The organism is Novosphingobium sp. 11B (assembly GCF_054589055.1).
This window is the reverse complement of sequence record NZ_BAAILP010000097.1, coordinates 1-13,457: the sequence shown is the minus strand read 5'-3', so window position 1 is coordinate 13,457 and position 13,457 is coordinate 1. Positions and strand designations below refer to the sequence as shown.

Annotated in this window: 10 protein-coding genes; 6 read left to right on the top strand and 4 right to left on the bottom strand. The window is 67.1% G+C overall.

All coding sequences use genetic code 11. The annotated features are described in order from the left end of the window. Window positions 1-148: 148 nt before the first annotated feature. Entirely contained in the window at window positions 149-853 is a 705-nt protein-coding gene (locus tag ACYPYD_RS08910; protein WP_211150887.1) for a GntR family transcriptional regulator, read from the bottom strand. 293 nt (window positions 854-1,146) lie between these two features. On the opposite strand from ACYPYD_RS08910, the gene ACYPYD_RS08905 reads away from it, so the two are divergent. The 5 genes from ACYPYD_RS08905 to ACYPYD_RS08885 all read left to right on the top strand — a co-directional run bounded on the left by ACYPYD_RS08905 (window position 1,147) and on the right by ACYPYD_RS08885 (window position 8,602). Then, a complete protein-coding gene (locus tag ACYPYD_RS08905; protein WP_211150886.1) occupies window positions 1,147-3,489 on the top strand; it encodes a TonB-dependent receptor in 2,343 nt (780 codons plus the stop codon). A 138-nt stretch (window positions 3,490-3,627) separates the two neighbouring features. Beyond that, window positions 3,628-5,538 carry a linalool dehydratase/isomerase domain-containing protein gene (locus ACYPYD_RS08900; protein ID WP_459662846.1) on the top strand — a complete coding sequence of 637 codons (1,911 nt, stop codon included), beginning with the start codon at window positions 3,628-3,630 and terminating at the stop codon, window positions 5,536-5,538. Window positions 5,539-5,544: 6 nt separating this feature from the next. Beyond that, entirely contained in the window at window positions 5,545-5,937 is a 393-nt protein-coding gene (locus tag ACYPYD_RS08895; protein WP_211150884.1) for a hypothetical protein, read from the top strand. After that, window positions 5,934-6,689: an SDR family NAD(P)-dependent oxidoreductase gene (locus tag ACYPYD_RS08890; RefSeq protein ID WP_211150883.1), complete on the top strand. Its 756-nt coding sequence runs from the start codon at window positions 5,934-5,936 to the stop codon at window positions 6,687-6,689. The genes ACYPYD_RS08895 and ACYPYD_RS08890 overlap by 4 nt, the downstream gene beginning before the upstream one ends. Window positions 6,690-6,751: 62 nt before the next feature. After that, window positions 6,752-8,602, top strand: a complete 1,851-nt coding sequence (locus ACYPYD_RS08885) for a diguanylate cyclase (RefSeq protein ID WP_211150882.1) — start codon at window positions 6,752-6,754, stop codon at window positions 8,600-8,602. Between the two features lie 14 nt (window positions 8,603-8,616). Here ACYPYD_RS08885 and ACYPYD_RS08880 read toward each other — a convergent pair whose 3' ends face one another. From ACYPYD_RS08880 to ACYPYD_RS08870, 3 genes are read right to left on the bottom strand one after another with little or no spacing between them, the layout of a single operon-like run. Next, window positions 8,617-9,405 carry an ABC transporter ATP-binding protein gene (locus ACYPYD_RS08880; protein WP_211150881.1) on the bottom strand — a complete coding sequence of 263 codons (789 nt, stop codon included), beginning with the start codon at window positions 9,403-9,405 and terminating at the stop codon, window positions 8,617-8,619. Continuing rightward, window positions 9,399-10,418, bottom strand: a complete 1,020-nt coding sequence (locus ACYPYD_RS08875; RefSeq protein ID WP_211150880.1) for an ABC transporter permease — start codon at window positions 10,416-10,418, stop codon at window positions 9,399-9,401. Before ACYPYD_RS08875 ends, ACYPYD_RS08880 begins: the two co-directional genes overlap by 7 nt. Before the next feature lie 10 nt (window positions 10,419-10,428). Beyond that, entirely contained in the window at window positions 10,429-11,496 is a 1,068-nt protein-coding gene (locus ACYPYD_RS08870) for an ABC transporter substrate-binding protein (protein ID WP_211150879.1), read from the bottom strand. A gap of 278 nt (window positions 11,497-11,774) precedes the next feature. On the opposite strand from ACYPYD_RS08870, the gene ACYPYD_RS08865 reads away from it, so the two are divergent. Further along, window positions 11,775-12,938 carry an acyl-CoA dehydrogenase family protein gene (locus ACYPYD_RS08865; protein WP_211150878.1) on the top strand — a complete coding sequence of 388 codons (1,164 nt, stop codon included), beginning with the start codon at window positions 11,775-11,777 and terminating at the stop codon, window positions 12,936-12,938. Window positions 12,939-13,457: the final 519 nt, after the last annotated feature.

The window sequence follows — 13,457 nt, the reverse complement described above, 5'->3', positions numbered from 1 at the left end:
CGTCCCGGACTTGATCCGGGACCGGTGGCCGTCTTCAGGCAAGCGCCATTGCGCCATTGCGCCGGGCGCCTCGGCGTCAGGTGGGTTGATCACCGCCGGCGGTCCCGGATCAGGTCCGGGACGACAGGGGTTTCGGTACGTTAGCTGCTCAGGACGCGAAGCTGGCGAAGGCCGCTGCGGGCAGTTCCTCGATCGTGTTGCGCGTGCCGGCGAAGTGGCGCTGGACCGCGCGGTCGGCGGCGCCGACGGCGTTCTCCGCGACGGCCTTGGCGATCTTGCTGTAGCCCGAGGCATGGCGCACGCGCTGCTTTTCCGACTGGATCGATTCGATCTGGGCGCGGAACAGGTCGGTGCGGGTGAGCGGCATCGCGCGCTCAAGCTCTCCGTTGCCGCCGATCGCAACGAGCACCGAATAGAACTGGCGGCGCTGCTCCAGATAGAGCGCGCGGTTGTGGTTGCGGTTGGCCTCGTCGATGGCGTTGGCGGCCTCGACGATCTGGCGGCGCTTCTCGTCGGTGTCGCAATGCTCGGCCGCGAGTCGCGCGGCGAGGCAGGCGAGCGGCTCCAGCGTCTGCAGCAGATCGAGCACCGCTTTGCGGTCCAGCGTGGCGATGTAGGCGCCGCGATAGCGGTTGAGCGTGACGATGCCGTCCGCCGCAAGATGCTTGAGCGCTTCGCGCAGCGAGCCCCGGCTGATCCCCAGCCGCTGCGTCAGGTCAGGTTCGACGAGGTGCTGGCCGGGCACGAACACGCCCGCGCGGATGCCCCGGATTATGGCTTCGGAGACTTTGTCGGCCGCGCTTCCGGCGTCGACCTTGATGGCCTCCGCATCGAGGGTGGTTTCGTCTGCCATGTCCTTCAACCGCGTAGACATTGTCCTGCTCACTCGTGCCGCCGGGTCTCTCCCGGACTTCCAATCCGTACTGCTCTACAAGCGTTTCGTCCATCATCAATACAAAATGATCGATCGGTCTCATATCACGAAATCGTCGAACGATATTGACAGATGGTGTGAGGGCGGCAATACCTCCAATCCACGACGGACGGCAGGGAAGCAAATTCCCGCGCCTCGTGGCTCCAAGGAGGGAGGAAACTGAAATGGCGACAGGCAATCCAATTACAGTTGGGCGAATCGCAGTTGGGCGGATGTTGCTGGGGGCAGTATCGCTCACGGTCCTGGCCAGCGCGGATGCGGCATGGGCGCAGGACGCGACCAGCACTGCAAGCACCCCGAATGCCCCGAGCGCATCGGCGAACGAGATCATCGTGACCGCGAACAAGCGCGAGCAGTCGATCAACGACGTCGGGCTTTCCATCACCGCGCAGTCGGGCGAGGCGCTGATGGAGCGCGGCATCAGCTCGCCCACCGACCTCGGCAAGATCGTGCCGGGCCTGACGGTCCAGCCCTCGCCGTTCAACACCCCGGTCTATACCCTGCGCGGCATCGGATTCTACGAGACGACGCTGTCCGCTTCGCCGACCGTCGCGGTCTATACTGACGAAGTGGCGTTGCCGTTCAGCGCCACCACGCGCGGCGCCGCGTTCGACATCCAGCGCGTCGAGGTGCTGAAAGGTCCGCAGGGCACGCTGTTCGGCCAGAACACCACCGGCGGTGCGATCAACTACGTGGTCAACAAGCCGACCGAAGTGTTCGATGCCGGTCTTGATCTCAGCTACGGCCGCTTCAACGAGATCGACACCACCGCCTTCATCAGCGGCCCGATCACCGACGGCGTCAAGGCGCGCCTCGCGGTGCGCGGCGTTCATAGCGACGACTGGCAGTACAGCTACACCCGCGACGACAGCCTCGGCCGCAAGCGCCAGCTGCAGGGCCGCTTCCAGCTGGCGATCGAGCCGACCAGCAACTTCCGCCTGCTGCTCAATGCCAATGGCTGGATCGACAAGGGCGATACCCAGGCCGCGCAGCTGGTCGAGGATACTTGCGCGGAATCCACCGCAGGCACCTGCGGCAGCCCGCAGGCCGCGGCATTCCGCGACTATCCGCGCGCGCCGGACAAGGCCCGCGCGGCCGACTGGGGCTACGGCATCTTCGGCCGCCGTCCCAAGCGCGACGACCGCTTCTGGCAACTCAGCGCCCGCGCCGACCTCGACCTGAACGAGAACCTGACGCTGACTTCGGTGACCGCCTATTCCGATTACAAGACGGATTCGGTGCAGGACTTCGACGGCGCCACGATGTTCTCGGTGGACACCAACACCACCGGCTTCATCAAGGACTTCGCGCAGGAACTGCGCCTGTCCGGCAAGTATGGTGCGCTCAACGTCATCGTCGGCGGCAATTACAACCGTTCGCGCACGTTCGATCGCCTGTTCTACAACTTCAGCGAAGGCCCATCGGCCAACCCGCTCTACATGATCCCCGGCGCGCCGCATGGTGAGCTGACGTTCAACTACTCACGCCAGAACGTGAAGTCCTACGCCGCCTTCGGTAACGTGGAGTTCGAACTGTCCCCGCAGCTCACCCTGATCGGCGGCGCGCGCTACACCAACACCAAGCGCAGCTTCGAGGGCTGCACCAACGACTTCGGTGGCGGCACGGCGACGTGGTGGAATGCGATCTTCGGCACCAATGTCCAGCCCGGCGGCTGCCTGACCTTCACGCCGACGTTCCCGGTCATCTTCGATCCCGCCGACTTCGACCAGCTCAACGAGGACAACATCTCGTGGAACGCCGGGGTCAACTACAAGACCGACAGCGACATGCTGCTCTATGCCCGTGTCAGCCGGGGCTACAAGTCGGGCAGCTTCCCGACCGCCTCGGTCGCCAGCTACAGCGGTTATACCCCGGTCAAGCAGGAGTCCGTCACCGCCTATGAAGCGGGCGTGAAGGCCCCGTTCGGCAACGGTTTGGTCGAAATTTCCGCCGCTGCGTTCTACTATGACTACAAGGACAAGCAGCTGCGCGGCCGCAAGCCCGATCCGGTGTTCGGCACCCTCGACGGGCTGGTGCAGATCCCCAAGAGCCGCGTCTACGGCTTCGAGACGCAGATCGACGTGCGCCCCACCGACGGCCTGCGCATCTCCGCCGGCATGACCTACATCGACACCAAGATCACCGAGTTCACCGGCTACGACGCGCTGGGCGAACTGCACGATTTTGCGGGTCAGAAGTTCCCTTATGCCCCGGCGATCACCGCGATCGGCGATGCGCAGTACGACTGGGCGGTGGGCAGCGCCAATGCCTATATCGGCGCTTCGGTCACCTACAACAGCCAGACCAGCAGCGCGCTGGCCAACAGCAACACGCAGTACGTCGATCGCGACAGCCGCTTCCAGATCAAGGAATACGCGCTGCTCGACTTGCGAGCGGGTGTGAAGCTGCACGACGACAAGCTCCGCATCGGTGCCTGGGTGCGCAACGTGACCAACACGTTCTACTGGACCAACATCCAGGACAACCTCGCCTCGATCTCGCGCTTCACCGGCATGCCGCGCACTTACGGCATCCAGCTCGGCTGGCGCTACTGACCTCTCCGTTGCCCCGCGGCCCTTGCTTCAGGGCCGCGGGGTCTTTTTGGATAGGCAAGATCGTATTACGATAACGACAGGCGATTCGTCGCAAATCCGGCAACCGGATCGAACGAGACGCCGCAATGGAGAGCACCGATGGCCACGCAGCCCTACGAGCAGCCGCATGTCGCCAGCCCGACGCCCATCGTGGCGCGGATCCCGCTGATCCCGCCGCGTGACCGCGCGCACGGCCCGTTGACGGCGCGGCGGCTGCGGCGCTTCTACCTTGGCCTTGCGGTGGTCTTCGCGCTGGCGGTGCTGCCGGTGGTGCTGGGCATGAGCGCGCAGTGGAAGGCCTTCGGGCTGGGGCTGATCTTCCCGGGCGGCGGGTTCCTCTATGCGGGCGGGGTAGTCGGCGTGCTGGGCGCGCTGGCCTCGATCGCGGCCTTCGCGGTCATCCTGTTCATCTGGTGGGCGCGCGGTCCGATCATCGCGCCGCCCGGGGTGCTGATCGGCACCGCGCTGCTCTCCGCCGCTTGGATCGAGGGGCGCGATGGCGTCGCCTTCGTCGAATATGCGCTCCCCGTTGGCGTGCTGGCGGCGTTCGGCGTCATGGCGCTGAGGCGCCGCGCGCACTTCACCCGCCAGCAGGCACGGGGGGAGGAACTCAACCGCGTGATCGCCCGGGCCGAGCCGATCCTGCGCGATGCGCCGGTGGAGGCCGGGCCGGAGATGCCCGAGGGCCAGATCGGCGAGTACCGCCGCATGCTCGACCTTGCGCTGCAGCCGGTGGACAGCTGGACCGGGTTCTCGACCGGCGACACCTGGCAGGACGGCGCGCTGCGCTACCAGATCTGCACGATGTCGTGGAACCTCGCCTTCGGGCAGTACACGCAGCTTCCGGCGTTCCACGGCTACCTCAACACCGCGCAGGAAAACCTGATCCGCAAGCACGTGGACCGCAAGACGTGGAACTACTGGTTCTGGGAAAGCCTGTGGGGCAACCTGAAGCTGGAGAAGAACCCCGTCGCCACCGACAACATCATGCTGTCGGGTTTCATGGGCGTCTCGCTCGGCCTGTTCGAGACGGCCAGCGGCACCTCGCCCTTCGCGGGCAAGGACGCGCTGACCTTCCGCTGGGACGAGAAGACCGCGTTCCCGTACAGCCACGAAACGCTGATGGACGAAGTGGTGAAGAACTTCCGCCGCTACGACATCGGCTGGTTCCCGTGCGAGCCGCGCTGGATCTATTCGATGTGCAATCTCGTCGGCCGCACCGCGCTGGCGCTGCACGATGCGCGCAACGGCACCGACATGATCGGCAAGGTCGGCGACCGCTTCGAGCAGACGATGGAGCAGGAAATGATGATGGCCGACGGGCGGGTGAAGGTCTGCACCTCCTCCCCCTTCGGCTTCACCGTGCCCAGCCTCTCGGGCCTGTTCGGCGAGACCTGGGGCATCCGCTTCCTCACCCCCCACGCGCCCGATCAGGCGGAGCGGCTGTGGCAGGTGCTCAAGCAGGACTTCATCGCCCGCCGCCCTGACGGCACGCTCGATTTCAAGCTGCTGCCGCTGGGCTGGGACACGCGCAAGCCCGCCAACTTCTCGTTCGCGCAGTGGCCCGAACTGAACCCGCTGACGATGGTGCTGTGGGCCGCGCTGGAGATGGGCGACGAGGAGATCATCGCCGCCACCCGCGAGAGCATCGACGCGCAGTACAGTCCCGGCATGGCCGACGCACTGACCTGGACCCGCCGCAACACCGTGCGCGACATGGTCAACAAGGGCCTGCCCGAAGCGTGGAATACCGGCCCGCTGCTGGCCGAGGCGTGCTATCCCGAAACGATCGTCACCCGTGCGGTCAGCGACGGGCGCGACTTGTCGCTGGTGCTGCGGGCAGGGGAAGGGCCGGCGCGCGTCAGCCTCGGCTTCGCGCGGCTGGTGCCGGGTACGCACTACCGCGTGGTGCAGACCGGGCAGGAACTACAGGCCGGGCCGGACGGCAAGGCGGCGCTCGCGTTCGACCTCGACACGCGTAGCGAACTGCATCTGGTTCCGGTAAGCTGACGCGCCATGTCCTGCTGCATCCTTGCCGCCTTGCTGATCGCCCATATCATGGCGATGTTGCGGCGCTGGGCGGTGTTCCTGGGGCTGGTCCCGCCCCGCGAGTACGACGATGCCGACACGCTGCCCAGCCGGATGCGGGCGTGGTCGGCAAGGCCCAAGGTGCGGGCGACATTGGGCGCGCTCGTGGCGGTGGAGCTTCTGGCGGGCGGCACCTGGGTCTACGCGGAGCACGGCACGCACCTCTATCGCCTCGGCGACCAGGCCTACTCGGCGATCCGCGGAGAGCGGGTCATCTATAGCGAGGACTGCGGCAAGCCCGGAGAGCGCTATGCCTTGCGCATGGTGATCGACGAAAGCGGCAGGGTAATCCGGAACGAGCGGGTGTCGGCGCAGTCATGACCGGGGAATTCGCTGGCCGCGTGGCCATCGTCACCGGCGCTTCGCGCGGGATCGGCGCGGTGCTGGCCGAGGCGCTCGCCGCACGCGGCGCGGACGTGGTGTTGGTGGCGCGCGACGCGGCGCGGCTGGAGGAAGCTGCCCGTCGCATCGGCGCAGCGCATGGCGTGAACCTGCGGACGGTGGCGGGCGATGCCGCCGACGCGCAAGTCGCGGCGCGGGCCGTCGCGGCGGCGATCGAACTGGGCGGGCTCGACCTGCTGGCCAACGTCGCGGGCTGGTATCCGACCGCACTGGTGGAGGACACCGGGGACGAGGACTACGCCCGCACCCTTGCCAGCAATCTCGGCGCGACATTCGCGATGTGCCGCGCGGCGCTGCCCGAACTGCGGGCGCGGGGCGGCGCGATCGTCAACATGTCGTCCACCGCCGCGCGCTTTCCCACGCCGGGGCTCGCCATCTACGGCGCGTCTAAATGCGCGATCGAGGGGCTGACCCGCGCGATGGCGGTCGAAGCCGCGCCGCTGGTGCGCGTCAATGCGGTCTCGGCGGGTCCGACGATGACGGAAACGGTGAAGGCCCTGATGGAAACCGACAAGACCGGCGCGGTGGCCGCCGTCACCTCGGTGCTGCCGCTGGGACGCCTCGCGAGACCTGAGGAAATCGCCGAAGTATTCCTGTTTCTGGCCTCCGCGCGATCCTCGGTGATCACCGGGCAGGTCATCCACGCGAATTGCGGTGGCCATATGGCGTGAATGCGGTTCCAATTCCTGATGGGATGCACCAAAAAGTAACCATGCGGGCCTAGCTTCCGGTCATGCGCATCGCGACGATCACCAACTGGGCCTACGGCGCGACCGTCTGCCTCACCATCGTGGCCGGTGTCACGATGGTCATGGCCTCAAGCGCCGACCGGGTCGAGCGCGCCGCGGTGCGCCAGCGCGACCTGTTCGACCAGTTGACCTTCGAGATCGAGAATGACCTTTCGGAGCTGACCGACCAGGCGCGGCTGGCGGCGGTGACCGACGATCCCAGCCACGCCATCGCCTATCAGCGCACGCTGGCCTCGCTCGGCACGGTCGAGCAGCGCGTCGCGAAGCTCAAGGACGGGGGCGCCAACGAACAGGAATTGCGCTCGCTGGAAGAGGGCCTGCGCTGGGCCAAAACGCTGGAAGACGAACAGCAGGCGGCGATCGCCGCCACCCGGCGCGGGGACGACGCCACGGCGCGGGCCATCGTCTTCGGGCCGGAGTACGAGCGCGAACTGGAACGCGTTCGCTTCCTGATCGGCCGTTTCCGCTATATGCTCGACCAGCGCTCGGACGATTCCATCGAGCAGGCGAGCCAGGCGTCGCAGCGGCTGCGCTCGGTGTCCGAAGCCATGGTCGCGATCACGGCGGCGCTGTTCCTGCTGGTGCTGGGCTTCATCCTGAAGCGGCGCATCCTGCGTCCGGTCATGACCCTGAGCGACGTCGTCAACCGGCTGGCGGATCAGGACTATACGGTCGAGACCCCGGCCTTCTCGCAAGTCGACGAGATCGGCGACATGGCGCATGCCATCCGCATCTTCCGCGAGAACGGCCTTGAGCGTCAAAGGCTGGAGCGCGAGCGCGACGCCGACTGGGCGGTGCGGGACCTGCTGGCGCGGATGACTCAGCGCCTGCAGGGCTGCGAGAGCGTGAGCGACCTGTTCGCCGTCGTGCGCCTGTTCGCGCCCGAGATCGCGCCGAGCCTTGCCGGGCGGCTCTACACGCTGGACAACCGCATGGACCTGATGGTCTGCGCCGCCGAGTGGCGCGGGTCGCATGGCGACGGCGCGGAAAGGAGCGGGCCGCAAGGCACTGACGCCGCCTTCGGCCCGGACGATTGCTGGGCGCTGCGACGCGGACAGATCCATGCCCCCGGCGGAGAGATGCTCGACGTGCCGTGCCGCCACGTGGCCCCGTCAGCGGCCCGGGCGACGATCTGCGTACCGCTGACCGCGCAGGGCGAGACGATCGGCCTGCTGGTGCTGGAGAACCTGGCTGCCGACCACGGGCCGGACGAGTCCACCGGCGTCTACATCGAACTGATGTCCGAGACGGTCGGGCTCGCGCTCGCCAACCTGAACTTGCGCGACGTGCTTCACGAAAAGGCGCTGTTCGACCCGCTGACCGGCCTGCGCAACCGGCATGAGCTGGACGACACCTTGCGCCGTCTGGTCGCTACCGCCGACGCCGCCGGCACGCCGATCGCCTGCCTGATGATGGACATCGACCACTTCAAGCGGCTCAACGACCGCTTCGGCCACGATGCCGGGGACCTCGTCATCCGCACCGTCGCCGCCGTCTTCGCGGGCGGCGCGCGCGAAGACGATCTGGCGCTGCGCTACGGCGGCGAGGAATTCCTGATGCTGATGCCCGGCGCGGACGAGGCCCTGGCGCTGGAACGGGCCGAGCGCATTCGCGAGCGCGTCGCGGCGCTCGACCTTACGCACGAGGGGCAACCGATCGGGCAAGTCACGGTGTCGCTGGGGCTCGCGGTCTATCCCCGTCACGGCCCGATCCAGGCGCTGATCACGACCGCCGACGCTGCGCTTCTTCGCGCCAAGGAAGGTGGCCGCGACTGCATCGTCGTCGCCACTCAGCGCAGCCGTGGCGGCGGCATGTCGGTTTCTGTCGGGGACTGACGCTGCCTCAGCCCTCAAAGTTCATGGGCATGGCCCAGCGAGGCGAGGATATCGCGGCGCAGCGACTGCAGCGCCGGGTCGTCGCGGCGGCGCGGATAGGGCTCCCCGACCGTCACCTCACGCACGATCCGCGCCGGGCGCGGGCTGAACACGACGATCCGCTGGGCCAGCAGCAGGGCTTCCTCGACATCGTGGGTGACCAGCAGCACGGTGAACCCGGCATCGCGCCAAAGCCGCAGGATTTCGGTCTGCAGGGTCATTCGGGTCAGAGAATCCAGCTTGCCGAACGGCTCGTCCAGCAGCAGCAGGCGCGGCTCGTTCACCAGCACGCGGGCGAGCGCGGCACGCTGAGCCATGCCACCGGAAAGCTCGCTCGGCAGCGCCTGCTCGAAGCCTTCGAGACCGACGAGCCGCAAGGTGCGATCGACGCGGGCCTCGGCCTCCTGCGGGTCCACGCCCTGCGCCTCAAGGCCGAGCGCGACGTTGCCGTGCACGCTGCGCCATGGATATAGCGTCGGGTCCTGGAACACGAGCAGCCGCGACGGATCGGGGCCGACTATGCGGACCTTGTCTGCGCCGAGTTTGCCCTCGGACGGAGCCTCAAGCCCCGCCAAAAGGCGCAGAAGCGTGGATTTTCCGCAGCCGCTGGGGCCGAGGAGGGCGACGAATTCGCCCGGCTCAATGTCGAGGGTGACGTCGTCCAGCACCGGCAGCGGGCCGCCGGGCGTGTCGAAAGCGTGGTGGACGCCGCGGGCCTGTACGGACAGGCCGGTGGTCGCGGGGGAATGGACCAGAGTTACCATCGAACGATTGCCTTCTGCCAGGCGAGCACGCGGTCGCGCACGGTGAAGAGGAGGGCGATCAGCCCCGAGAACAACAGCGCCATCACGATCAGCGCACCGTAGAGGTTGGCATAGGCCGCCCACCCTTGCGCCCACTGCAGATACCAGCCGAGCCCGGCCTTGACGCCCATCATCTCGGCTACGATCAGCACGGCGAACGATGCGCCGAGGCCCATGAAAAGGCCGACGAAAACGTCCGGGAGCGCGGCCGGGATTGCCACTTTCAGGATCAGGAACCGCTCGCTCGCGCCCAAGGTGCGGGCGATGTCATAATACGCCGCATTGACGCCCTTGACGCCTGAGGACGTCAGCACCGCGACCGGAAAGGCGGTCGCCAGCGCGATCAGGAAGGTGCTGGCGCTCTGCGATCCGGGGAACACGAAGAACGCCAGCGGCAGCCATGCGGTGGCGGGCAGCGGGCCGACGAAACGCAGGATCGGGTGGCCCCAGTAGCTCGCCTGTTTCCACCAGCCGATGGCGACGCCGTTGGCGAAACCGACCGCTCCGCCGATCGCATAGCCCGGCAGCAGCAGGAGCAGCGAACGGGCCGCGCTTTCGAGCAATCGGGCGCTGTCGTCGGTGTAGACTTCGAGGATCGACTGGGGCGGAGGGAAGAACGGAAGCGGCAGAATTGCGGTCTTTGCGGTCAGAATCTGCCACAGTGTAAGCAGCACCGCACCCGCGCCGAGCCAGCGATCCCAAGGCCGGAGTGCCGCCAGTCGGCCGCGATTTCCGGCGAATGCGAGGAGGCACAGAGCGGCACCCAACGTGCACTCAACCGCACCCAGCAGCCCCGAACGCGACCATGGCGTGATATCCGGCCACGTCCAGGTGACCCCGGCGGCGGCGGCCCATGCCAGCGCCGCGACAATGCCGCCTCGCCACACCGGAGCGCGCGGGGAAGCCGGTTCGACGACCTCTTCACTGCGTCCGGCGAAGCGATCAGACGATAAGGCGAGGGCGCTGCTGCTCATGGCGTGTCCTTCATGCGAAAAGCTGTTCGACGGTGCGGCTGGCGAAACTTTGCGGATCGGTGGTCGGCTTCATCACTCCGACGTCGCGCAGCTCCCCGGCATAGAGCGCGACCTCGTTGTGCAGGTCGCGGCCGACAGGGTGGTGATCGTGGGTCTGCATCTTCAGCACCGCGACCAGATCCTCGACGCTGGCCTTGGCATAAGGCGCGAAGGCGCGCGCCACCGCCTCGGGCTGCTGCGAGCAGATCGAGGCCGCCGTCGTCAGCGCCTGCGCCAGCGCGACGCCGCTGGCGCGGTCGCGGCGCAGCAGGTCGCCGCTGGCGCCGAGCACGCAGCACACGCGGTCCTGCCAGGGAGCCGAGAGGTTGGAGAGCACCTCCACCAGATCGCCGCCCGAATTCTTCTGCAGCACGTAGGCGATCGGGTCGGAATCGACGAAAGCCTGGATCTCGCCCTTCTCGACCGCGGCGGCGAGGAGCGGCGCGGGAAATGCCTTCCATTCGACGTCACGATTGGGATCGAGGCCGTTGGCCTTCAGCAGCACCGCCAGCGCATTGCGCCCGGCGCCGGTGATTTCCGAAAGGCCGATCGCCTTGCCGCGCAGGCTCTCCACCGCATCGGTGATCCCCGCCCGGCGCGATCCCAGCACGCGGATGCAGCCGCCGTGGGTGCCCGCGATCAGCCGCACGTCGAAGCCCTGTTCCAGCGGCTTGATCCAGCGCAGGATCATGCCGACCCCGGCGTCGGCCTTGCCGGTGGAGATCGCCTCCAGCAGCTGGTCGGTGGACCCGGCGAAGTTCATCAGTTCCACGTCGAGGCCGAAGCGCTCGTAGATGCCCTGTTCCTTGGCCAGCAGCGCGGGGGCGAGGCAGATGGCGTTGGCATTCCACGCCAGCGTGATCTTGCGCTGCCCTTTCGCATTGCGCGGCAGCGGCGCGGGCCGCGCGGCGGCATAGAGCCCGGCCGCCCCCGCCGCCGCGACCACGCCGCCCGCCAGCACGCTGCGCCGGTTGATGAGCGGACGCGGCGGCGGGGCTTCGGGTTCGGCGATATCGTCGTCAGGCGGCGTGAAAGTCATGCGGGCTCGCTTGCTTGGAAGGGAATGGAGACCCGTACGCCGGGGGCTTTCACGCGAAGTGCCCCGGCAAGGATCGATCCTGCTCACCAAGCCTAGCGCCGCGATCGTGCAAGACTATCCGGCAATGGCAATGTGACTATTGAGCTATCTCAACAGATGCCCGGGCGTCAGGCGCAGTCCACAAACTCTCAAGCCAGATCGCGCCGAACTCGTTTGTCGAACGCGGCGGCAGTGAACACAGGTTTCACAAGACAACTTGTGCTTTCGGAGCTTCGACGATGGCGACCCGTATACTTGAACCCGCTTCGCTGCGCCTTCCCGATGACGCCGCCTTGCAGGAAATCACCCGCAAGCTGGCAGCCAGCGCGCAGGACCACGACCGCGCTGCCACGTTCCCGCGCGCCAACTTCGACATTCTGGCCAAGGCGGGCCTCATCGGCCTGACGGTCGATCCAAAGCTGGGCGGCGCGGGTGCGGGCTATGCCGACACGCTGCGGGTGCTGGGCGCGGTGGCGCAGGGGGAGCCGTCCACCGCGCTCATCCTGTTCATGACCTACGCCTTCCACGCCGCCGAGAAGGCCGCCCGCTGGCCGCGTCCTCTCTACGAACGACTGGCGCGCGAGGCGGTGGCGGGACGCGGACTGATCGGCACGTTCCGCGTCGAGCCGGAACTCGGCACCCCGGTACGCGGCGGCCTGCCCAAGACCACCGCCACCCGCACCCCGCAAGGCTGGCGCATCAGCGGCGAGAAGATCTATTCCACCGGCTCGACCGGGCTCGACTGGTTCGTCGTCTGGGCACGCACCGACGAGGCAGCCCCGCGCGTCGGCAGCTTTCTCGTGGACCCGGCGACGCCCGGCATCACCATCGTGCCTGAGTGGGACCACCTCGGCATGCGTGCCACGGTAAGCCACAAGGTCGTGTTCGAAGACGTGGCGATCCCGGCCGAGCATGCAGTCGACGTCCGGCTTCCGGCCGAGTGGGAACCGGCGGCAGGACAGGCGCTGTGGAACGCGCTGGCGATCGCCACGATCTACGACGGGGTCGCCCGCGCCGCACGGGACTGGCTGGTCGGCTATCTCAACGCGCGGGTGCCCGCGAACCTCGGGGCTGCGCTGGCGACCCTGCCGCGCGTGCAGGAGAAGCTGGGCGAGATCGAGGCGCTGCTCTACACCAACCGCGCCCTGATCGCAGGCGCGGCGCGGGCGGCCGACGAAGGCGCGCTGCCCGCCGCCACCGAGGCCAACCTGATCAAGCATGTCGCCAATGCGAACGCGATCCAGGCAGTGGCGCTGGGGTTGGAACTGACCGGCAACCCGGGCATCAGCCGTAACAACCCGCTCGAGAGGCATTACCGCGACGTGCTGTGCAGCCGGATTCACTCGCCGCAGGCTGACACTGTGCTGGTCGGGGCAGGGTGCAAGGCATTGTTGAAGGATTGAGGTGGGAACGAGTGTTTTCGTCCCGCCACTCCGTGCAGGCGGAGCGCGACGGGTTGCCAGCTTTGGGTGGTGAGCGGACATTCTATCGCTGAGTACTAGCGCAGCCGCCCTCAGAGCGCGGCAGGGCTCTTCAACGCCGATTGGAATCGGAACAGGCAGACCAAGCCGCCGCCGGAGCGGTCAAGATTGGGTGATAGAGAAAAATTATCACCAGAACCCAAAGTGGTATCGACGGGCCGTTAGGCCCCGGCGCATCGGGCAATGAGAAAAATGGCAGGCCGTTGAAAGCCGTGAAAAACCACTGGAACGGAAGTCCCGTAACGAACCACGCCGCCAACTGCCATAAGTACCATCGCGGGATTTTCATTTGTCCTCGTCGTCCATGATCCGGAAACCATCCGCTGAATGGTGGGTCAAACGCCGTATGTCTGCAATGGGGCGTATCCTGCCTCTCATGAAATTCGTCATTGCGAGCGCAGCGAAGCAATCCAGGGCAGAGTTACACCGCCCTGGATTGCT

Bases quoted from the DNA above. Each gene is read 5' to 3' on its own strand.
- ACYPYD_RS08910 (WP_211150887.1), bottom strand. From the start codon at position 853: ATGGCAGACGAAACCACCCTCGATGCGGAGGCCATCAAGGTCGACGCC.
- ACYPYD_RS08905 (WP_211150886.1), top strand. From the start codon at position 1,147: ATGTTGCTGGGGGCAGTATCGCTCACGGTCCTGGCCAGCGCGGATGCG.
- ACYPYD_RS08900 (WP_459662846.1), top strand. From the start codon at position 3,628: ATGGCCACGCAGCCCTACGAGCAGCCGCATGTCGCCAGCCCGACGCCC.
- ACYPYD_RS08895 (WP_211150884.1), top strand. From the start codon at position 5,545: ATGTCCTGCTGCATCCTTGCCGCCTTGCTGATCGCCCATATCATGGCG.
- ACYPYD_RS08890 (WP_211150883.1), top strand. From the start codon at position 5,934: ATGACCGGGGAATTCGCTGGCCGCGTGGCCATCGTCACCGGCGCTTCG.
- ACYPYD_RS08885 (WP_211150882.1), top strand. From the start codon at position 6,752: ATGCGCATCGCGACGATCACCAACTGGGCCTACGGCGCGACCGTCTGC.
- ACYPYD_RS08880 (WP_211150881.1), bottom strand. From the start codon at position 9,405: ATGGTAACTCTGGTCCATTCCCCCGCGACCACCGGCCTGTCCGTACAG.
- ACYPYD_RS08875 (WP_211150880.1), bottom strand. From the start codon at position 10,418: ATGAGCAGCAGCGCCCTCGCCTTATCGTCTGATCGCTTCGCCGGACGC.
- ACYPYD_RS08870 (WP_211150879.1), bottom strand. From the start codon at position 11,496: ATGACTTTCACGCCGCCTGACGACGATATCGCCGAACCCGAAGCCCCG.
- ACYPYD_RS08865 (WP_211150878.1), top strand. From the start codon at position 11,775: ATGGCGACCCGTATACTTGAACCCGCTTCGCTGCGCCTTCCCGATGAC.